Source organism: Streptomyces sp. NPDC032198, assembly GCF_040636975.1.
In the GTDB taxonomy this organism is placed as follows: domain Bacteria; phylum Actinomycetota; class Actinomycetes; order Streptomycetales; family Streptomycetaceae; genus Streptomyces.
This window is the reverse complement of record NZ_JBEZVL010000025.1, coordinates 1-18,929: the sequence shown is the minus strand read 5'-3', so window position 1 is coordinate 18,929 and position 18,929 is coordinate 1. Positions and strand designations below refer to the sequence as shown.

Genomic DNA, 18,929 nt, shown 5'->3' with positions numbered 1-18,929 from the left:
GGGCCTCAGAGCTTCCGCGCCACCTCGGTCGCCCAGTACGTGAGGATCATGTTCGCGCCCGCACGCTTGATGCCGGTCAGCGACTCCATGATCGCCTGGTCCCGGTCGATCCAGCCGCGCTCGGCGGCGGCCTCGATCATCGAGTACTCACCCGAGATCTGGTACGCGGCGACCGGCACGTCGACGGCGTCGGCGACCTTCGCGAGGATGTCGAGGTAGGGGCCCGCGGGCTTCACCATCACCATGTCGGCGCCCTCTTCGAGGTCGAGCGCCAGCTCGCGCAGGGACTCACGGCTGTTGGCCGGGTCCTGCTGGTAGGTCTTGCGGTCGCCCTTCAGGGACGAACCGACGGCCTCGCGGAAGGGGCCGAAGAACGCGGACGAGTACTTGACGGTGTACGCGAGGATGGAGACGTCCTCGTGTCCCACCTGATCCAACGCGTCGCGTACGACACCAATCTGACCGTCCATCATGCCGCTGGGGCCCACCACGTGGGCGCCCGCGTCGGCCTGGACCTGCGCCATCTCGGCGTACCGCTCCAGGGTGGCGTCGTTGTCGACGCGCCCCTCGGAGTCGAGGACACCGCAGTGCCCGTGGTCGGTGAACTCGTCGAGGCACAGGTCGGACATGACGATGAGATCGTCGCCCACCTCGGCGCGCACATCGCGCAGCGCGACCTGCAGGATCCCGTCCGGGTCGGTGCCGACGGTCCCGGCTGCGTCCTTCTTCGACTCCTCCGGAACGCCGAAGAGCATGATCCCGGAGACCCCGGCCTCCATCGCCTCGACGGCGGCCTTCTTCAGGCTGTCGCGGGTGTGCTGGACGACACCGGGCATGGCGCCGATCTCCACGGGGGCGCTGATGTCCTCGCGCACGAACGCGGGGAGGATCAGGTCGGCCGGATGCAGCCGCGTCTGCGCGACCATGCGCCGCATCGCGGGAGTGGTCCGCAGCCGGCGGGGCCGTGCCCCGGGGAAGGATCCGTACTTGGTCACTGTCTCTCTCACCTCACGAAAAGACTCCGGCCCCGGCTGAGGATCTCAGCCGGGGCCGGGGAAGTTACTGGCCCGTCCGGCGTTTGAGGACGAACTCGGCGAAGCCGGTGATGAACGGTACGCCGGGCCCGCCCTGCCGAAGGCTACGGTGCCGTACGCCTCCGGCGGGAACCCGGGCGCCGCTCACTCGGCCGGGTCACAGGATCCCCCGCTTCGAGCGCAGCCGTCCGGCGTCTCGTGCCGAACTCCGCCAGGGCCTCGGCCAGCTTGTGCACCGAAGGCTCCGGAGCCATCACGTCCACCCGGAGCCCGTGCTCCTCCGCGGTCTTGGCGGTGGCGGGGCCGATACAGGCGATGACGGTCACGTTGTGCGGCTTGCCGGCGATGCCGACGAGGTTCCGCACGGTCGACGAGGAGGTGAAGAGCACGGCGTCGAAGCCGCCGCCCTTGATCGCCTCACGCGTGTCCGCCGGGGGCGGCGACGCACGCACCGTCCGGTAGGCGGTCACGTCGTCGACCTCCCACCCGAGATCGATGAGCCCGGCGACCAGCGTCTCCGTGGCGATGTCGGCGCGCGGCAGGAAGACGCGGTCGATCGGGTCGAAGACCGGGTCGTACGGCGGCCAGTCCTCCAGGAGACCGGCGGCCGACTGCTCACCGCTGGGCACCAGGTCGGGCTTCACTCCGAAGGCGACGAGCGCGGCAGCGGTCTGCTCGCCCACGGCCGCGACCTTGATCCCGGCGAAGGCACGCGCGTCGAGCCCGTACTCCTCGAACTTCTCGCGCACCGCCTTGACGGCGTTGACGCTGGTGAAGGCGATCCACTCGTAGCGACCGGTGACGAGTCCCTTGACCGCGCGCTCCATCTGCTGGGGCGTGCGGGGCGGCTCCACGGCGATGGTCGGCACCTCGTGCGGCACCGCGCCGTAGGAGCTCAGCTGGTCGGAGAGCGAGGCCGCCTGCTCCTTCGTCCGCGGCACGAGCACCCGCCACCCGAAGAGCGGCTTCGACTCGAACCAGGAGAGCTGGTCGCGCTGGGCGGCGGCGGACCGCTCACCGACCACGGCTATGACGGGCCGGCCTCCGTCGGGCGAGGGCAGCACCTTCGCCTGCTTGAGGACCTGCGCAATGGTGCCGAGGGTGGCCTGCCAGGTGCGCTGACGCGTCGTCGTACCGGCGATCGTCACCGTCATCGGGGTGTCCGGCTTGCGTCCGGACGACACCAGTTCACCGGCGGCCGCGGCCACGGAGTCCAGGGAGGTCGACACGACCACGGTCCCGTCGGACGCCCCCACCTCGCTCCAGCAGCGGTCGGACGCGGTGCGCGCGTCGACGAAGCGCACGTCCGTGCCCTGGGCGTCGCGCAGCGGAACACCCGCGTAGGCGGGTACACCGACCGCCGCCGCGATGCCGGGCACGACTTCGAAGGAGATGCCCTCGGCGGCGCAGGCGAGCATCTCCTCGGCCGCGTACGTGTCGAGGCCGACGTCGCCGCTGACGGCACGTACGACCCGCTTGCCGCTCCGTGCCGCCTCCATGACAAGATTGGTGGCGGCTCGCAAAGACGACGCTCCGGCGATCGCTGACGCGTCGTCAACTGCCCCTGGCTGAGGTGTGTCCACACCTCCCCTGGCATGCGCGCGCACGACGTCGAGCACATCCGGCTCGGCGATCAGCACGTCCGCTCGGGCCAGCGCCTCTACGGCGCGCAGCGTAAGTAGTCCCGGATCGCCGGGTCCGGCACCCAGGAAGGTGACGTGCCCGTGTGCGGGAAGGCCGGGAAGGTTCGAGGTGGGGCTCAAAGTGCTCGCTCCCCCATCAGACCGGCCGCGCCCTTGGCAAGCATCTCGGCAGCGAGTTCGCGGCCGAGCGCCAAGGCTTGGTCATGCGTCTCGGGCACGGGACCGGTGGTGGACAGCTGCACCAGCGTCGAGCCGTCGGTTGCCCCGACGACGCCGCGCAGGCGCATTTCCTTGACAATCTGCCCGTCGGCCAGCAGGTCGGCCAACGCACCCACAGGTGCGCTGCAGCCGGCCTCCAGGGCGGCGAGCAGGGATCGCTCGGCGGTCACGGCGGCCCGGGTGTACGGGTCATCGAGCTCGGCGAGCGCGGCGGTCAGTGACGCGTTGGACGCGACACATTCGATCGCCAGTGCCCCCTGGCCGGGGGCGGGCAGAACTGTGTCGACCGACAGGAAGTCGGTCACCTCGTCGATCCTGCCGACGCGGTGGAGCCCGGCGGCGGCGAGTACGACGGCATCGAGCTCGCCCTTGTGCACGAACCCGATGCGGGTGTCGATGTTCCCGCGGATCGGCACGGTCTCTATGGCGAGTCCGTGGTTGCGGGCGTAGGCGTTGAGCTGCGCCATGCGACGGGGCGAGCCCGTGCCGATGCGCGCGCCGCTCGGAAGCTCCGGGAAGGTCATCCCGTCGCGCGCGATGAGCACGTCGCGGGGGTCCTCGCGCAGCGGGACGGCGGCCAGGGCCAGGTCCTCGGGCTGCGCGGTCGGCAGGTCCTTCAGCGAGTGGACGGCGAAGTCGACCTCGCCGCCGAGCAGCGCGTCGCGCAGGGCGGTCACGAAGACGCCGGTGCCGCCGATCTGTGCGAGCTGCTCACGGGACGTATCGCCGTACGTCGTGATCTCCACGAGCTCTACGCGGCGGCCGGTCAACGTGCTCACTGTGTCGGCCACTTGCCCGGACTGGGCCATGGCCAGCTTGCTGCGCCGTGTCCCGAGCCTGAGTGCCCTCTCGGTCATGCCCGGCCTCGATTCGGATCTGTTTGTGGTGCGTTGTGATCGGTGGATTCATTGATCTTGTCGGCCCTGCTGACGGCGGCGACCGTCTGCGGGTCGAGGTCGAAGAGGGTGCGCAGCGCGTCCGCGTACCCGGCGCCGCCGGGCTCGCTGGCCAGCTGCTTGACCCGCACGGTGGGTGCGTGGAGCAGCTTGTCGACGACGCGGCGGACGGTCTGGGTGATCTCCGCGCGCTCCTTCTCCGGAAGTCCGGGGAGCCGTCCGTCGAGCCGCGCGATCTCGTTCGCGACGACGTCGGCGGCCATGGTGCGCAGGGCGACCACGGTCGGCGTGATGTGCGCGGCCCGCTGTGCGGCGCCGAAGGCGGCGACCTCGTCGGAGACGATCGCGCGGACCCGCTCCACGTCGTCGGCCATCGGGGCGTCCGCGGAGGCCTCGGCGAGCGACTCGATGTCGACGAGGCGTACGCCGTCGATGCGGTGCACGGCGCCGTCGATGTCGCGGGGCATGGCCAGGTCGAGCAGGGCGAGCAGGACGTTGCCCGTCTCGACGAGCGAGGGACGGCGGCGGTTCTCGGGCACGCGTCCACCGGCGGCCACGGCCGCGGCGAGCGCGGCGATGGTGTCGGCCTCGCTCTGCGGGTCGTCACGGCGCACGGCGGGCGCGTTGTCCACCCAGGCGGCGTGCTGCTCCAGCGTCGCGGCGTCCATTCCGGCCACGGCGTCCTCGCCCATGACGGAGAACCCGACCCCGCGGCCCACGGTCCCGTCGCCGGAGAGCCCGAGCGGGCAGGCCTCGTCGGTGTCGGTGCCGTGCGCGGCGGCCGGAGCCGCCGAAGACGTGTCCGCGGCGGGCACGCGCGGCGCACCCACGGTGACGGGGGCGCCCGTGCGGTCGGCCACGCCCGCCGCGACGGCGTCGGCCGTCAGGACGAGGCCGGTCGCTCCGGTGCAGGAGACGGCGACATCTGCACGTGTCAGTTCGGCCGCCACCTGGTCCATCGGAACGGCGCGGGCGACGGTGCCCGTGCCGCCCTCGGCCAGGCTGTGTCCATATTGCTCTCCGAGCAGGGCGGCCAGGCGCTGCGCCCGGTCGAGGGTGCGGTTGGCGACGACGACCTCGTGGACCCCGGCGCGTGCGAGCGTCGCCGCGGCGAGCGAGGACATGGAGCCCGCGCCGATGACCAGGGCGCGCTTGCCCTTGGCCCAGGTCTCGACCGGCTCGCGCCCGGCGAGCTGTTCGAGGCCGAAGGTCACGAGCGACTGCCCGGCCCGGTCGATGCCGGTCTCCGAGTGCGCGCGCTTGCCGACCCGCAGGGCCTGCTGGAACAGGTCGTTGAGGAGGCGGCCCGCGGTGTGCAGCTCCTGGGAGCGTGCGAGGGCGTCCTTGATCTGGCCGAGGATCTGCCCCTCGCCGACGACCATCGAGTCCAGGCCGCAGGCCACCGAGAACAGGTGGTGGACGGCTCGGTCCTCGTAGTGGACGTAGAGATAAGGAGTGAGCTCTTCCAGGCCCACGCCGCTGTGCTGCGCGAGCAGGGTCGACAGCTCGGCGACGCCCGCGTGGAACTTGTCCACGTCGGCGTACAGCTCGATGCGGTTGCAGGTGGCGAGCACCGCCGCTTCGGCGGCGGGCTCGGCGGCCAGGACGTCCTGCAGGAGCTTGGCCTGGGCGTCGGCGGTCAGGGCGGCCCGTTCGAGCACGCTCACCGGAGCGCTGCGATGACTCAGCCCCACGACGAGGAGACTCATGCCGGCATCACGGCGGGGACGTCCCCGTCGGGTCCTTTGCGCTGCTGCTTGGCGGCGGCGGGCGGCACGGCACCGTCGGCCGCGGCTTCCTCGCCGGCCTTGCGCTGCTCGTGGAAGGCGAGGATCTGCAGCTCGATGGAGAGGTCCACCTTGCGTACGTCGACGCCATCGGGCACGGAGAGAACGGTGGGCGCGAAGTTCAGGATCGAGGTCACACCGGCGGCGACGAGCCGCTCGCAGACCTGCTGGGCGGCGCCCGCCGGGGTCGAGATGACGCCGATGGAGACGCCGTTGTCACTGATGATCTTCTCGAGGTCGTCCGTGTGCTGCACCGGCATGCCCGCGACGGGCGTGCCCGCCATCGCCGGGTCGGCGTCGATCAGGGCGGCGACCCGGAAGCCGCGCGAGGCGAACCCGCCGTAATTGGCGAGGGCCGCGCCGAGGTTACCGATGCCGACGATCACGACGGGCCAGTCCTGCGTCAGGCCGAGCTCGCGGGAGATCTGGTAGACGAGGTACTCGACGTCGTAGCCGACACCACGCGTCCCGTAGGAGCCGAGGTAGGAGAAGTCCTTGCGCAGCTTCGCGGAGTTGACCCCCGCGGCGGCCGCGAGCTCCTCGGAGGAGACCGTGGGCACCGAGCGCTCCGACAGTGCGGTGAGGGCTCGGAGGTACAGCGGAAGCCTGGCGACGGTGGCCTCGGGAATCCCTCGGCTGCGGGTCGCCGGTCGGTGAGTTCGGCCAGTTGCCACGGTGCTCCTGCGGGTAGAGCGGGGCTGCAGGCGGTCACACGTCCCCAGACCGCCCCGTCGAATGCAGGCTATGTCTTTGTGAACGCGTGCACAAAGATGGTGTCCGATTTGCCCGGCCAACGTGACCGGGGTCACGCGCCCCCGGCGCGCGTTTCTGGAACCAGCGCACAGGCGGCGGCGTTGCTCATTTGATGGGGGCAAAACCGCACACTCTCCTCACGATCATCGCCCCCGAGACCAAACCGCCCACGATCCTAAAGGACCTTTCGGGCCGTTTGGACTGCCCGGTCAGTAACCGTTCGGTCTACGGGGCGAGCTCGCGGCGGAGCCGATCTTCGTTCACCCGCCAGAAGGTGTGCTGTTCACCGTCCACGAGCACCACCGGGATCTGTTCCCAGTAGGCCTTGTTGAGCTCTTCGTCCTGAGTGATGTCCTTCTTCTCCCATCCGACTCCCAGCTCGCCGCAGACCTTCTCGACCACCAGCTGTGCTTCATCGCACAGATGGCAGCCGGGCTTTCCGATCAGGGTGACCGTCCGGTCCTGGGGCTTCTTCTTCTCCGTACGGCGAAAAATCGGGCTCATGACACCATTCTCGCCCCGCCGACGCGCCGTGGAGGCCCCCTCTTTAACGGTGCGGTCGCGCAGAGTTCACAGCGTCGAATCCTGCCGACTCCGGAACGACCGAACGAACTAGCTATGCTCACGACATGGCCGCTCTCGGATGGCTCACCCCCCGTAGGCGCTCCGCCACCGCGCGGAGCGTGTTGGCAGGCGAGGCCTCGGCTGAGGCAGCGCGCAAGACCTCCCAGGAGCTGGAGGCCCTCGACGACCTCGCGGCGGCGTCCGCCCCCGAGGAACCGGAGGAGCCCGAGTTCCCGGTCTTCGGAGACGACAAGGCCGCCGCCTTCTTCGACCTCGACAACACCGTGATGCAGGGCGCCGCGATCTTCCACTTCGGCCGCGGCCTCTACAAGCGGAAGTTCTTCGAGCGCCAGGAGCTGGCCCGATTCGCCTGGCAGCAGGCGTGGTTCAGGCTCGCGGGCGTCGAGGACCCCGAGCACATGCAGGACGCCCGCGACAGCGCCCTGTCCATCGTCAAGGGCCACCGGGTCGCCGAGCTGATGTCCATCGGCGAGGAGATCTACGACGAGTACATGGCCGAGCGCATCTGGCCCGGCACGCGCGCCCTGGCCCAGGCCCACCTGGACGCGGGCCAGAAGGTCTGGCTGGTCACGGCCGCCCCGGTGGAGACGGCGACGATCATCGCCCGGCGCCTGGGCCTGACCGGCGCCCTCGGCACGGTCGCCGAGTCCGTCGACGGCGTCTATACGGGAAAGCTCGTCGGCGAACCCCTGCACGGCCCGGCGAAGGCCGAGGCGGTGCGCGCGCTCGCGTCGGCCGAGGGCTTGGACCTGGCCCGCTGCGCGGCGTACAGCGATTCGCACAACGACATCCCGATGCTGTCGCTGGTCGGGCATCCGTACGCGATCAATCCCGACGCCAAACTGCGCAAGCACGCGCGCGAGCGGGACTGGCGCCTGCGGGACTACCGCACCGGCCGCAAGGCCGCCAAGGTGGGCATCCCCGCCGCCGCGGGAGTCGGCGCCCTCGCAGGTGGCACGGCCGCGGCCATCGCCCTGCACCGCCGCCGCCACTGAACATTCTCTCGGTCCTACCCCGCCCGGGCTCCCGCCAGTCACGTTGGTAGCACCCGACCACAACACGCCTCGCGCATAGCCGGAATGTGAACCATTTCGATCAACAACCGATCACTGTCTGCTACTTGAACGGGCATCGACCGGCTACAGAAGCGACGTAATCGGTGATTTGAGCAACTGGGTGTAGCGCCGCCTGTACGAAGCGTTATTCTCCTCAGACGCATTACGGACCCCACACGTCGCTACGACGGGTGAACGGTTCCGCACTGCACGTGATGGAAGCTCTGCCTCTGGGAGTCCCGTGTACCCACACGTCGGGGTTGACGCCTCGGGCCTGGCTACGCTGCGCGCAACGGTCGCCGACCGCTTGCGCGGCTTCGTCCCCACCGCGTACGCCGGCCCCGCCGTCCCCGCATTTGCCGTCCCCACACCCGCCGGGCCCGTCTATGCCCTGGCGGACAGCATCGAGGAGGGGTCGGTGCGTAGTGCCGTCGTTGAGGGGCGGAGGTCGGGAGACGGGCGGGCGGTCAGCAGACGGGCTCGTTCCGCCTCTGCCGCCACCTCAACCCCCACCCCACGCCGTCCCGCCGCGGACAGCGACAGCGCCCGCATGATGGACCTCGTCGAACGCGCCCAAGCGGGCGAGTCCGACGCCTTCGGCCGTCTCTACGACCAGTACAGCGACACGGTCTACCGCTACATCTACTACCGCGTCGGCGGCAAGGCGACCGCCGAGGACCTGACCAGCGAGACCTTTCTGCGCGCCCTGCGCCGCATCAGCACGTTCACCTGGCAGGGCCGCGATTTCGGCGCCTGGCTCGTCACCATCGCTCGCAACCTGGTCGCCGACCACTTCAAATCGAGCCGTTTCCGCCTCGAAGTGACCACAGGCGAAATGCTCGACGCCAACGAGGTCGAGCGCAGCCCCGAGGACTCCGTCCTGGAGTCCCTCTCCAACGCCGCACTGCTCGACGCCGTGCGCCGCCTCAACCCCCAGCAGCAGGAGTGCGTGACCCTGCGCTTCCTGCAGGGTCTCTCGGTCGCCGAGACCGCTCGGGTGATGGGCAAGAACGAGGGCGCGATCAAGACCCTCCAGTACCGCGCCGTCCGCACACTGGCCAGGCTCCTCCCCGACGACGTGCGCTAGCGCCGCACGCCGTCTGTAGCCGTCCATAGCCCTCTGTAGCCGTGCGGAGCGTTCAACTCACCCTCCGTGGCGGCCAGATGGCCGTCACGGAATTTGGGCGGTCCGATCATCCTCCGTCCGTAACCCAAGTGCCGCGACGCTCGTTGTGCGGGATGCAGGCTCCCTGTGGTCGCTCCCTGACTACCTCCGCTCACTCGATCGAGTGGAAGTGCTCAGGTCGGGCAACCCTCAGGACCCCCTGGGGAGTCGACCGTCATGACGAGAGGAGGTGCCGCCAGTGATCGCGAACGTATCGGCACACCGGCGGGCGAACGCCTTCGCCCAGGCCCTGGAGGAGCAATCCGACCAGGGCCCGGCGGCCGAGCAGTCCGAAGGTTCCGTCACGCCCGATTCCGGACCGTCCGAACAGACGGCCCCGGACCGGATGGTGACTTTGGCGACGGGTCTCGGCGAACTGCCGAAGCCGGAGCTGGATCCCGAGGTCAAAGTGGTCCAGCGGGCCCAGCTCGTAGCTGCCATGGAGGCCATGCTCCTTGAGGGCACGGCCGCGGGCGGTGGGACCATCGGCACCTCGGTGCCCGAACAGCGGTCCCGCAAGGGTGCCCACCGGGCCACGGGACTGCGCAAACTGAAGCCGCGCTCCCGGCTGTCGCAAGGCATCGCAGCGGGCGGGCTCACCGTCGGCGTGGCCGCTGGCGCGTTCAGCGGGGTGGCCGCGGCCAGCTCGGACGCGCTGCCGGGCGATTCGCTGTACGGCTTGAAGCGCGGCATGGAAGACCTCAAGCTCGGCATGGCCGACGGCGACAGCGACAAGGGCGAGGTCTATCTCGACCACGCGTCGACGCGCCTGAACGAAGCCCGCCGGCTGATGGAGCGTGGCCGCACCGGCAGTCTCGACCACGAGTCCCTCGGCGAGGTGAGGCGCGCCCTCTCGGGCATGCGGCACGACGCCACGGAAGGCCACCGCCTGCTGCACCAGGCGTACGAGAGGGACGGCTCTCTGGGTCACATCCAGACCCTGTCCGCCTTCGCGGAGTCGCATCGTAGGAGCTGGAGCGACCTGCAGAGCAGGCTGCCCGCCCAGCTCGGTGACGTGGGCGATCAGGTGAGCTCGGTGTTCGACGCGATGGACCAGGAAGTGGACCCCCTCCGCTCCCTCTTCCCCCGCACCCCGGACAAGAGCGACTCCCCCGGCAAGCCGAGCCAGGGCTCCACGGGCTCCACCACCCCGGACAGCCCCTCCTCGCCCACGACATCCCCCCGGGACGGCGCGAGCAAGGACAGCAAGCCCCGCCCGTCCACACCGGACGGCGGCAGCGAAAGCGACGGCCTGCTCGGCGGCAACACCGGCGGCCTCCTGGACCCGCCGAAGTCCGACACGACCCCCACCCCCTCGGACGGCAAACCCGACAAGGCATCCCCGTCGGCCAAGCCGGACGTCACGGTGCCACCGATCCTGCCCGGCCTGCTGCCGGGCCTGGGCATCAACGAAGAGGACGCGAAGTAGTCGTAGCTGGAGCATGAGGGAGGGGCCGGATCCAGTGGATCCGGCCCCTCCCTCATGCTGTCCGGGAAACGCTCAGGGTGCGGGAAACCCTCAGAAGAAGACCGACCGCCGCTGCACCAGCAGCTTGTACAGCGTGTGCTGGATCTGCTCCCTGACCTGATCGGTCAGGTTGAACATCAGCATCGGGTCCTCGGCCGCCTCCGGCGGATACCCGTCCGTCGGGATCGGCTCCCCGAACTGGATCGTCCACTTCGTCGGCAACGGCAACGCCCCCAGCGGCCCGAGCCAAGGGAACGTAGGCGTGATCGGGAAGTAGGGGAAGCCGAGCACCCGCGCCAGCGTCTTCGCGTTGCCGATCATCGGGTAGATCTCCTCCGCCCCCACGATCGAGCAGGGAACGATGGGCGTGCCCGCACGCAGCGCGGTGGAGACGAAGCCGCCCCGCCCGAACCGCTGCAGCTTGTAGCGGTCGCTGAACGGCTTCCCGATGCCCTTGAACCCCTCCGGCATCACCCCGACCAGCTCGCCCCGCTCAAGGAGACGCTCGGCGTCCTCAGCACACGCCAGCGTGTGCCCCGCCTTGCGCGCCAGCTCGTTGACCACCGGCAGCATGAAGACGAGATCCGCCGCGAGCAACCGCAGATGCCGCCCCGCGGGATGGTTGTCGTGCACGGCGACCTGCATCATCAGGCCGTCCAGCGGCAGCGTTCCCGAGTGGTTGGAGACGATCAGCGCCCCGCCCTCCGACGGGATGTTCTCGATGCCCTTCACCTCGACGCGGAAGTACTTCTCGTACAGCGGCCGCACCAGGGACATCAGGACCTGGTCCGTGAGCTCCTCGTCGTAACCGAAGTCGTCGACCTCGTAGTCACCCGTGAGCCGCCGCCGCAGAAACGCGAGACCACCCGCGACACGGCGCTCCAGGCCACCGCCACCGCCCCGCGGCTCCGGACGGGCCCCGGGCCCCGCTTCCGTCCCGGGAGCCCCCTGGGGCGAGGGCTCCGGCTCGGCCCGCTCCACCTGCGGCCCTCCGTCCTGCTGGCCCGGCATGGCCGTGACCTCACGCACGGCTGCCGGATCGTTCTTGCGCCGGACCGCGCTCCTTCGCCGCGGCGGGCGCTGCGCACCCGCGCGCGACCGGTCGTCGTCGAACGGAATGACCTTGGCGTCCGCCATCGTTGACGCTCTCCTCAGTTGACGCTCTGGCTGCCCGCGAAGGGCAGCGTGGCGATCCGGTCGATTGCCCCCGCGACGGCCTGCGGCGGCATGAGTCCCGGACCCCGGCTGCGTACGAAGTCCGCGAAGGTCTCCGCGGTCGTGTACTTGGGGCTGAAGCCCAGTGTCTCGCGCATCTGCCGGGTGGCGACGACCCGGCCGTGGGTGAGCAGCCTGATCTGCTCGGGCGAGAAGTCCGTCATGCCCAGGGTGCGCAGCGCCTGGCCGACCCAGGTGACCGCGGGCATGAACACCGGCAGCGTCGGACGCCCCAGGCGCCGCGCGCACTGCGAGAGCAGCAGCAGGCCGTCGCCGGCGATGTTGAACGTGCCGCTGTTGAGCGTCCCGCGCTCCGGCTCGTGTGCCCCGAGGCGCAGGACCTCGATCGCGTCGTCCTCGTGCACGAACTGCAGCCGCGGGTCGTAGCCGAAGACGGTCGGCAGGACCGGCAGCGAGAAGTACTCGGCGAGCGGGGAGTCCGCGGCGGGGCCCAGGATGTTCGCGAAGCGCAGCACGCAGACCGCCACGTCCGGGCGGCGGCGCGCGAATCCGCGCACGTATCCCTCGACCTCGACGGTGTCCTTGGCGAAGCCACCGCTCGGCAGCGACTTCGGCGGCGTCGTCTCGGTGAAGACCGCGGGGTCGCGCGGCGCGGAGCCGTACACGTTGGTGCTCGACTTCACCACGAGCCGCTTGACCGTCGGCGACTTCTGGCAGGCGCCGAGCAGCTGCATGGTGCCGATGACGTTGGTTTCCTTGAGCGAGCCGCGGTTGCCGCCGGCCAGCGCGGTGCCGGTGACGTCCAGATGCACGACCGTGTCGACGGAGAACTCGGCGAGCACCTTGGCGATCGCGGGCTGCCGGATGTCGGCCTGGACGAAGTCGGCGCCGCCCAGATGGTGCTCGGGAGGGACCGCGTCCACGGCGACCACCCGGTCGACCTCGGGATCCCGCAGGACACGCCGGACGAACCGCCCGCCCAGTTGTCGGGCCACCCCGGTCACGAGCACGACCTTGCCCAAGATCAGCGCCTGCCTTCCCCAGCCCTCGAAGTCCTGCCGCGCCCCGTCATTTCTCTCCTGGCACACGCTAGCGGGTCGATGTTGCGCTGTGATGACCGCCCGATGCAGGAAGTGACGACAGCCACATACATGCACACAGACCAGGCTGTACGCCCAGACCAGGACGTACGCCGGATCGGGACGCACATCCTGCCCAGGGCGTACGTTCGAAACAAGCCCCCGGGCGGTCCGCCACGGCCCGAAAACCGGCCGGAAGACGCCTCGGAGAGTACCCCTTCGAAAAACGAGTACCCCGGGACCAGGGACTACCGACCGGCGGGCACCCCTGAAAAAACGCCGAAGCCCTCCCGTCGGATGACGGGAGGGCTTCGATACGCGCTGTACAGCTGTCGCCTACTTCTTGTTGCGACGCTGAACGCGGGTGCGCTTCAGCAGCTTGCGGTGCTTCTTCTTGGCCATCCGCTTACGCCGCTTCTTGATAACAGAGCCCACGACTACCCTCGCTCACTTCTCATCACTCGGTGCGGGGCAGCTGACTGGGCCCACACGACCTACGTCGGCCCTAGCCTACCCGCCCCAGGGTGAGGGGCGTAATCGAGGGGGATCGACCGGCTCCGGTCAGCCCGCCTCGACCCCTACATAGGACTCGCGGAGGTACTCGTGAACCGCCTGCTCCGGGACCCGGAAGGACCTTCCGACCCGGATGGCGGGCAGATGACCGCTGTGCACCAAGCGGTACACGGTCATCTTGGACACTCGCATCACCGAGGCGACTTCCGCCACGGTCAAGAACTGGACCTCGTTCAGCGGCCTCTGGTCTGCAGCCATGACACCCCACCTGAACCTTCCGCACATGACGGGCACCGGCTTCCCCTTCCGGTGACTCTTCGTCTCTGCGCGCTCACTCCCCAGACTAGGGGCGGATGATGCGAGTGGGGAAGAGGAGTAGCGATCGGCCGCCTACTGTGACAGACACGCTCGATTGAGTACATAGCGAGTAAGCGGTCGGTAGTAATCAGACCGCACAGCGTCATCAAGCGGAACGACGACGGACACCTGCCCCTCGGCCTCTCCGACGAACAGCGCGGGATCATCCGTATCCGCCAGACCGATCGCCTCGAACCCCAGCTGACCTGCCCCGCAGACCCATCCGTGGTCCCCGATGACGAGCTCGGGAAGCGGTCCCTCAGCCTCCGCCGCGGCCGCGAGAGCGGCTCGAACCGGGAGCGGGGAGTGGGAGTGTGCGCCGGTCTCACTCCCGGTGGGACGCGCGCCGGGTTCCCGCACCAGCGCGACTCCTTGTACGTAGTCAAGGTTGTACGTGCGTAGGCCGAACCGGGTCGTTATGTCGACACTGTTGCCCTGCGCGGGGGTGAGGACGGTGCACCCGGCCGCCGACAAAGCGTCCGCCAGGGCGGCGTAGAAACCGAGGAGCCGGTGCGGATGCCCCGTCCCGAAGAGCACGGGAAGCCGCCTTCGCGCCGCGTCCGCGAGCCTCTCGGCGAAGGCGTCGAGCGCGGCCAGCGTCCGCTCCGGGTCGATGACGTCGACCCCCGAAGTGTGCCGCGGATCGGCGGACACCCCGCACTTGTCGGCCATCAGCCCCAGCAGGTCACCGGGGCCCCAACTCCACTCGGGATCAAGACCGAGCAGTATCCGCGGGTCCCGGGCCGCGAAGAGCCGATAGCTCCGCAGGCTCTCTTCCCGCGTGGTGGCCACGGGCCCGGCCAGCCGGGCAGCCAACAGATGCGCACGCAACGCTCCGGTGCTCAACACGGCACGATGCTGACGCACGGCCCGGACGCCCACCCCCAAAACCCCGGAAACCCCCCACAGTTGGGCTAACGCGGGCACAATCCCTGCGGGCCCGTCCGGCGTTGAAGACGGCCACCCGCCCCAGCGCCCTCCCTCTAAGGCAGCAACCCCCGCAGCGGATACGCCGCACGGCGAGCAGCGAGCACCGCCTGGTCGAGCCGGTCCGCGGGGTCGTACCCCTCGGACCACTCCGCCCAGGAGACGGGCCACCGCCCATCACTCATCCGCGAGGGCGCCAACTGCCGGGTCCGCGCATAGGCTTCCTGCCGCCAGGCCTCAGGAATCTCCGCCGAGGGCAGCACCTCCCGCCCCGCGGCAATGGCGGTCAGATGGGTCCAGGACCGAGGCACCACATCCACCACGGCGTACCCGCCCCCGCCCAGAGCGACCCACCGGCCCTCGGCATGCGCATGCGCCAGCTCATGGCAGGCCACCTGCACGGCCCGCTGCGCATCGAGCGACACCGCCAGATGAGCCAGCGGATCCTCGAAATGCGTGTCGGCACCATGCTGGGTCACCAGCACCTGCGGCCGGAACTCCGCCAGCAGCTCCGGCACCACGGCGTGGAAAGCCCGCAGCCACCCCGCGTCCCCGGTGCCGGCCGGCAACGCCACATTCACGGCCGATCCCTCGGCATCCCCGGCCGCACCCGTCTCCTCGGGCCACCCGGTCTGCGGAAACAGCGTCCGCGGATGCTCATGCATCGAGATCGTCAGAACCCGCGGATCGTCCCAGAAGGACGCCTGCACCCCGTCCCCGTGGTGCACATCCACGTCCACGTACGCGACCCGCTCGGCGCCCAGCTCGAGGAGCCTCGCGATGGCCAGCGAGGCGTCGTTGTAGATGCAGAACCCCGAAGCGGATCCCGGCATCGCATGATGCAGCCCGCCCGCGAAGTTCACCGCGTGCAGCGCTTCCCCGCGCCACACCGCCTCGGCCGCACCCACCGACTGCCCGGCGATCAGCGCCGACACCTCGTGCATCCCCGCGAAGGCGGGATCGTCCGCGGTCCCGAGGCCATAGCTGCCGTCCGCCGACGCCGGATCGGCGGACGCGGCCTTGACCGCATCCACATAGTCCCCGCGATGCACGAGCCGCAACGTCGAGTCACCGGCACGCTTGGCCGCCACCACTTCCAGCTCACGGTCGAGCCCGAAGGCACCGACCAGGCTTCTGGTCAGCGCGAGCCGGACCGGGTCCATGGGGTGCTCAGGACCGAAGTCATAGCCCGTTACTGCCTCGTCCCACATCAGCTGTGCGTGGCCGCTCATGCCCGTCACCGTATCGGTCCGCTCCGGGGGCGAAAGACCGGGCGTACAACAAGGTCACGAGCACCAACACCATGGGAACGAGCATCGCCCCGCGGTAGTTCCAGGCATCCCCGAGCGCCCCCACCAGCGGTGAACCGATGAGGAAACCCACGTAGTTGAAGACATTGAGCCGCGCGACAGCGGCGTCCGAAGCCCCGGGGAAGAGCCGCCCCGCCGCGGCGAAGGTCTGCGGGACGATCACGCACAGCCCGAGCCCGAGCACCGTGAAGCCCAGGATCCCGGTCCACGCCCCGGGCGCCACCGCCACGATCGCGAACCCGAGGGCTGCCACCACCGACCCGACCCGCACCACCGCCACGGCCCCGAACCGCCGCACGCCCAGGTCCCCGAGCCCCCGCCCCAGCAGGGTCATGACCATGTAGACGTTGTAGGGGACGGTCGAGACCTCCTCCGAACTCCCCAGCACGTCCTGCAGGTACTTCGCGCTCCAGTTGGAGACGGTCGAATCCCCGATGTACGCGAAGGTCATCACCATGCAGAGCGGCAGGAGCAGCTTGAAGACGACGGGCCCGCCCTTCCCCGCACCGGCATCACCCGTAGTACCCGCAGCACCCGCAGTACCCGCAGCACCCGCAGCACCCGCAGCACCCGCACCAGCACCGGCCCCGTCACCGGCATCGACGTACCACCGGCTCCCCACCAACGCCGCGGGCAGCAGCACCACGACCACCGGCAGATACGAGACGAAGAGCGACAGATCCCAGTGCGCCCCCGCCCAGGCGAGCGACGCCCCCGCGATCCCGCCCAGGCTGTACGCCGCGTGAAACCCCAGCATGATGCTGCGCCCGTACGCCCGCTGAAGACTCACCCCGAGCATGTTCATGGACGCGTCGAGCGCCCCCACCGAAAGCCCGAACGCCCCCAGCGCCACCGCCACTTGCCACAGGGCATCCCCCGCGCCGGCCCCGAGCAGCGCCAGCAGCACCACGGGCTGCACCCACCGCAGCACGCGGCTGGGCGGCACCCTCTTGACCAGCCATTCCGTGCCTACGCTGCCGACCCCCGCGAGGATCGGCACGGCGGCCAGAAACACCGGCAGCAGGCCGTCGGATATCCCGTACTGATCCTGAAGGGCGGGGATCCGTGTCACCAGCAACGCGAAGGTGACGCCCTGCACCAGGAAGCTGAACGCCAAAGAGGCCCTGCCGCGCCGCAGCTCATCTGTCATGGCTGCTGAGCGTAGGACCCCTGACTACCGGTGGGTAGATAGATCACCCACCCAATTCCCCGCGCCTCCCACCTGGCGAGGCGCATCTCCTCCCCGGAGGGAGGCCTTCCGCACCATCTGAGCTCACCTCGGGCTTTCCCCGGGCTCACTCCGCGCTGGGCCCACCCCGGGCTCAGCGTCCGAGCTTGGCGACCTCTTCGCTCACCTTCGCCTCCATCGGACCGACGACCCGGCGGCCACTGGCCATAACCGTCGCCGTGATGGTGACACCGGCGATCACGCTGCCGAGCCACACCATGGTGTCGATCGGCAGCGAGTAGGCCCCCACGACCCGCACCACGGCCTCACCGAACAGCGCCACACCCCACATCACCGAGAACGTGCGCTCCATCCGCGCGAACTGCCCACGCTCGGCGATCAGCCGCTCCCACACGGCGGTCCGCACCGGATTCCCCTTGGTCACCCAGGGCTTGAGCCCCGCGGTCATCAACGGCCGCCCGGCGGCCACGGACACCAGGATGGCGATCCCGATCGTCGCGGTGATCCCGCTGTCCTTGGCGAGCATCAGCCGCGGATCACCGGCCAGCAGGCTGAGCAGCAGCCCGACGACGTTGGCGGTCAGGATGAGCGCCGCGAGGCCGTTGACCTTCCGCTCCTTGGCCACGCTCCACAGCGTCCGCCCGGCGGGCACCACACTGCTCCAGGCGAGCGCCGCCAGCGTGCCCATCCCAAAGCCCTTGCTGAGCAGGTAGTACGAGGCAGTGGGCACCACCGCGTCCAACACCAGCGGCTTCAGCGACTCCCAGCGGGACTGTCGTACGGAGGTTCCCGCGGGGGCGGCTTCCGCGGCGATGGCTGCTGTGTGCGTGGCCGGGGCGGTGATCTGGCTCATGGCGTTCGGTCCTCCGTCGTCACTGTCACTGGGTGCGTGCCGTTCGTCTTCGATGCACTCAGCTTCGCCGCAACCACCCATCGGCCGACAGAAACGATCGTCCGGAGCTGGCCGTGACAAATGTCAGGCCGCTCCCCCTGCCCGCGTCATACCAGCAGGTCAGCCAACTCCCCCATGTCCCCGAAGAGTTCGGTGGCCCCTGAAAGCCGCTCGGCCGGCGTCATGGCGGTGAACCCGTACACGTCCATCCCCGCGGCCACAGCGGCCTTCACGCCCAGCGGACTGTCCTCGACCACCACACACTTCTCAGGCGCCACACCCCTGCGCTCGGCGGCATACAGGAAGAGATCCGGCGCCGGCTTGCCCCGCCCGACGTCCTCGGAGCTGAAGATCCGCTCGTCATCGAACCACCGGTCGAGGCCGGTCCGCCGATGTCCGACCCGGATCCGCTCATGACTCCCGGACGAGGCAAGGCAGTACGGCACTCCGCCGGCCGCCAGCTTCTCCAGTACGTCGACGGCCCCCGCCACCGGCTCCAGCTCCCGCTCAAAGGCCGCGAAGACGCGCCCGTGGAAGGTCACGTCAAAATCCTCGGGCAACCGCTGCCCACTGCGCTCAAGAACCAGATCATGTACGCGATGGACGGCGGCCCCCATGTAGTCACGCAGGGAGTCCTCATACGTGGTGGGGTGGCCGAGCTCGGTCAGATAGGCGGCGAGGATGGTGTTGGAGAGCGGCTCGCTATCGACGAGAACGCCGTCATTGTCGAAGATGACCAGGTCGTATCGCATCACCCGACCCTAAACGCAGAAAAGGCCCTTCGACGCTTCGAAGGGCCTGGAACGCAGAAAACCCCCGCACCCAGAGGGTGCGGGGGTTTCCCGTTAATAATAGTTCGGCGGCGTCCTACTCTCCCACAG

General features: G+C 69.7%; 18 protein-coding genes. 3 read left to right on the top strand and 15 right to left on the bottom strand.

What is annotated here, in order from left to right; translation table 11 throughout:
• Positions 1 to 5: 5 nt before the first annotated feature.
• From hemB to AB0E78_RS40690, 6 genes are all read right to left on the bottom strand, one after another.
• Positions 6 to 995 carry a porphobilinogen synthase gene (hemB, locus tag AB0E78_RS40715; protein ID WP_361844399.1) on the bottom strand — a complete coding sequence of 330 codons (990 nt, stop codon included), beginning with the start codon at positions 993 to 995 and terminating at the stop codon, positions 6 to 8.
• A 143-nt stretch (positions 996 to 1,138) separates the two neighbouring features.
• Positions 1,139 to 2,797 carry a bifunctional uroporphyrinogen-III C-methyltransferase/uroporphyrinogen-III synthase gene (locus AB0E78_RS40710; protein WP_361844397.1) on the bottom strand — a complete coding sequence of 553 codons (1,659 nt, stop codon included), beginning with the start codon at positions 2,795 to 2,797 and terminating at the stop codon, positions 1,139 to 1,141.
• The gene (gene hemC / locus AB0E78_RS40705; RefSeq protein WP_361844395.1) at positions 2,794 to 3,753 is read right to left on the bottom strand and encodes a hydroxymethylbilane synthase; all 960 of its coding nucleotides are present in this window, start codon (positions 3,751 to 3,753) and stop codon (positions 2,794 to 2,796) included. The genes AB0E78_RS40710 and hemC overlap by 4 nt, the downstream gene beginning before the upstream one ends.
• Positions 3,750 to 5,501 carry a glutamyl-tRNA reductase gene (locus AB0E78_RS40700; RefSeq protein ID WP_361844393.1) on the bottom strand — a complete coding sequence of 584 codons (1,752 nt, stop codon included), beginning with the start codon at positions 5,499 to 5,501 and terminating at the stop codon, positions 3,750 to 3,752. Before AB0E78_RS40700 ends, hemC begins: the two co-directional genes overlap by 4 nt.
• Complete coding sequence (locus AB0E78_RS40695; RefSeq protein WP_160506462.1) at positions 5,498 to 6,253, bottom strand: redox-sensing transcriptional repressor Rex; 756 nt, start codon at positions 6,251 to 6,253, stop codon at positions 5,498 to 5,500. The genes AB0E78_RS40700 and AB0E78_RS40695 overlap by 4 nt, the downstream gene beginning before the upstream one ends.
• 304 nt (positions 6,254 to 6,557) lie before the next feature.
• Entirely contained in the window at positions 6,558 to 6,836 is a 279-nt protein-coding gene (locus tag AB0E78_RS40690; RefSeq protein WP_361844389.1) for a glutaredoxin family protein, read from the bottom strand.
• Between the two features lie 125 nt (positions 6,837 to 6,961).
• On the opposite strand from AB0E78_RS40690, the gene AB0E78_RS40685 reads away from it, so the two are divergent.
• From AB0E78_RS40685 to AB0E78_RS40675, 3 genes are all read left to right on the top strand, one after another.
• Positions 6,962 to 7,912, top strand: a complete 951-nt coding sequence (locus AB0E78_RS40685; protein ID WP_361844387.1) for an HAD-IB family hydrolase — start codon at positions 6,962 to 6,964, stop codon at positions 7,910 to 7,912.
• A gap of 301 nt (positions 7,913 to 8,213) precedes the next feature.
• The gene (locus AB0E78_RS40680; protein ID WP_361844385.1) at positions 8,214 to 9,059 is read left to right on the top strand and encodes an ECF subfamily RNA polymerase sigma factor, BldN family; all 846 of its coding nucleotides are present in this window, start codon (positions 8,214 to 8,216) and stop codon (positions 9,057 to 9,059) included.
• Positions 9,060 to 9,336: 277 nt separating this feature from the next.
• A complete protein-coding gene (locus tag AB0E78_RS40675; protein WP_361844382.1) occupies positions 9,337 to 10,566 on the top strand; it encodes a DUF5667 domain-containing protein in 1,230 nt (409 codons plus the stop codon).
• 90 nt (positions 10,567 to 10,656) lie between these two features.
• Here AB0E78_RS40675 and AB0E78_RS40670 read toward each other — a convergent pair whose 3' ends face one another.
• From AB0E78_RS40670 to AB0E78_RS40630, 9 genes are all read right to left on the bottom strand, one after another.
• Complete coding sequence (locus AB0E78_RS40670) at positions 10,657 to 11,742, bottom strand: lysophospholipid acyltransferase family protein (protein ID WP_361844379.1); 1,086 nt, start codon at positions 11,740 to 11,742, stop codon at positions 10,657 to 10,659.
• A 14-nt stretch (positions 11,743 to 11,756) separates the two neighbouring features.
• Positions 11,757 to 12,803 (bottom strand): NAD-dependent epimerase/dehydratase family protein, encoded by a 1,047-nt coding sequence (locus AB0E78_RS40665; protein ID WP_361844499.1) that lies wholly within the window; start codon positions 12,801 to 12,803, stop codon positions 11,757 to 11,759.
• Between the two features lie 393 nt (positions 12,804 to 13,196).
• Complete coding sequence (locus tag AB0E78_RS40660) at positions 13,197 to 13,295, bottom strand: AURKAIP1/COX24 domain-containing protein (RefSeq protein ID WP_003948845.1); 99 nt, start codon at positions 13,293 to 13,295, stop codon at positions 13,197 to 13,199.
• 126 nt (positions 13,296 to 13,421) lie between these two features.
• Complete coding sequence (locus tag AB0E78_RS40655; RefSeq protein WP_157869005.1) at positions 13,422 to 13,631, bottom strand: helix-turn-helix domain-containing protein; 210 nt, start codon at positions 13,629 to 13,631, stop codon at positions 13,422 to 13,424.
• Between the two features lie 132 nt (positions 13,632 to 13,763).
• A complete protein-coding gene (locus tag AB0E78_RS40650) occupies positions 13,764 to 14,579 on the bottom strand; it encodes a phosphatase (protein ID WP_361844376.1) in 816 nt (271 codons plus the stop codon).
• 134 nt (positions 14,580 to 14,713) lie between these two features.
• Entirely contained in the window at positions 14,714 to 15,889 is a 1,176-nt protein-coding gene (locus AB0E78_RS40645; protein WP_361844373.1) for an acetoin utilization protein AcuC, read from the bottom strand.
• On the bottom strand, positions 15,840 to 17,117 hold the full coding sequence (locus tag AB0E78_RS40640; RefSeq protein ID WP_361844370.1) for an MFS transporter: 1,278 nt from the start codon (positions 17,115 to 17,117) through the stop codon (positions 15,840 to 15,842). Before AB0E78_RS40640 ends, AB0E78_RS40645 begins: the two co-directional genes overlap by 50 nt.
• A 172-nt stretch (positions 17,118 to 17,289) precedes the next feature.
• The gene (locus AB0E78_RS40635) at positions 17,290 to 18,009 is read right to left on the bottom strand and encodes a VC0807 family protein (protein WP_361844368.1); all 720 of its coding nucleotides are present in this window, start codon (positions 18,007 to 18,009) and stop codon (positions 17,290 to 17,292) included.
• Positions 18,010 to 18,155: 146 nt separating this feature from the next.
• Positions 18,156 to 18,800, bottom strand: a complete 645-nt coding sequence (locus tag AB0E78_RS40630; protein ID WP_361844365.1) for an HAD family hydrolase — start codon at positions 18,798 to 18,800, stop codon at positions 18,156 to 18,158.
• Positions 18,801 to 18,929 lie beyond the last annotated feature (129 nt).

Excerpts from the sequence above, each read along its gene's own strand:
- hemC (WP_361844395.1), bottom strand. The coding sequence starts at position 3,753 with ATGACCGAGAGGGCACTCAGGCTCGGGACACGGCGCAGCAAGCTGGCC.
- AB0E78_RS40700 (WP_361844393.1), bottom strand. The coding sequence starts at position 5,501 with ATGAGTCTCCTCGTCGTGGGGCTGAGTCATCGCAGCGCTCCGGTGAGC.
- AB0E78_RS40690 (WP_361844389.1), bottom strand. The coding sequence starts at position 6,836 with ATGAGCCCGATTTTTCGCCGTACGGAGAAGAAGAAGCCCCAGGACCGG.
- AB0E78_RS40685 (WP_361844387.1), top strand. The coding sequence starts at position 6,962 with ATGGCCGCTCTCGGATGGCTCACCCCCCGTAGGCGCTCCGCCACCGCG.
- AB0E78_RS40670 (WP_361844379.1), bottom strand. The coding sequence starts at position 11,742 with ATGGCGGACGCCAAGGTCATTCCGTTCGACGACGACCGGTCGCGCGCG.
- AB0E78_RS40655 (WP_157869005.1), bottom strand. The coding sequence starts at position 13,631 with ATGGCTGCAGACCAGAGGCCGCTGAACGAGGTCCAGTTCTTGACCGTG.
- AB0E78_RS40645 (WP_361844373.1), bottom strand. The coding sequence starts at position 15,889 with ATGAGCGGCCACGCACAGCTGATGTGGGACGAGGCAGTAACGGGCTAT.
- AB0E78_RS40640 (WP_361844370.1), bottom strand. The coding sequence starts at position 17,117 with ATGACAGATGAGCTGCGGCGCGGCAGGGCCTCTTTGGCGTTCAGCTTC.
- AB0E78_RS40635 (WP_361844368.1), bottom strand. The coding sequence starts at position 18,009 with ATGAGCCAGATCACCGCCCCGGCCACGCACACAGCAGCCATCGCCGCG.
- AB0E78_RS40630 (WP_361844365.1), bottom strand. The coding sequence starts at position 18,800 with ATGCGATACGACCTGGTCATCTTCGACAATGACGGCGTTCTCGTCGAT.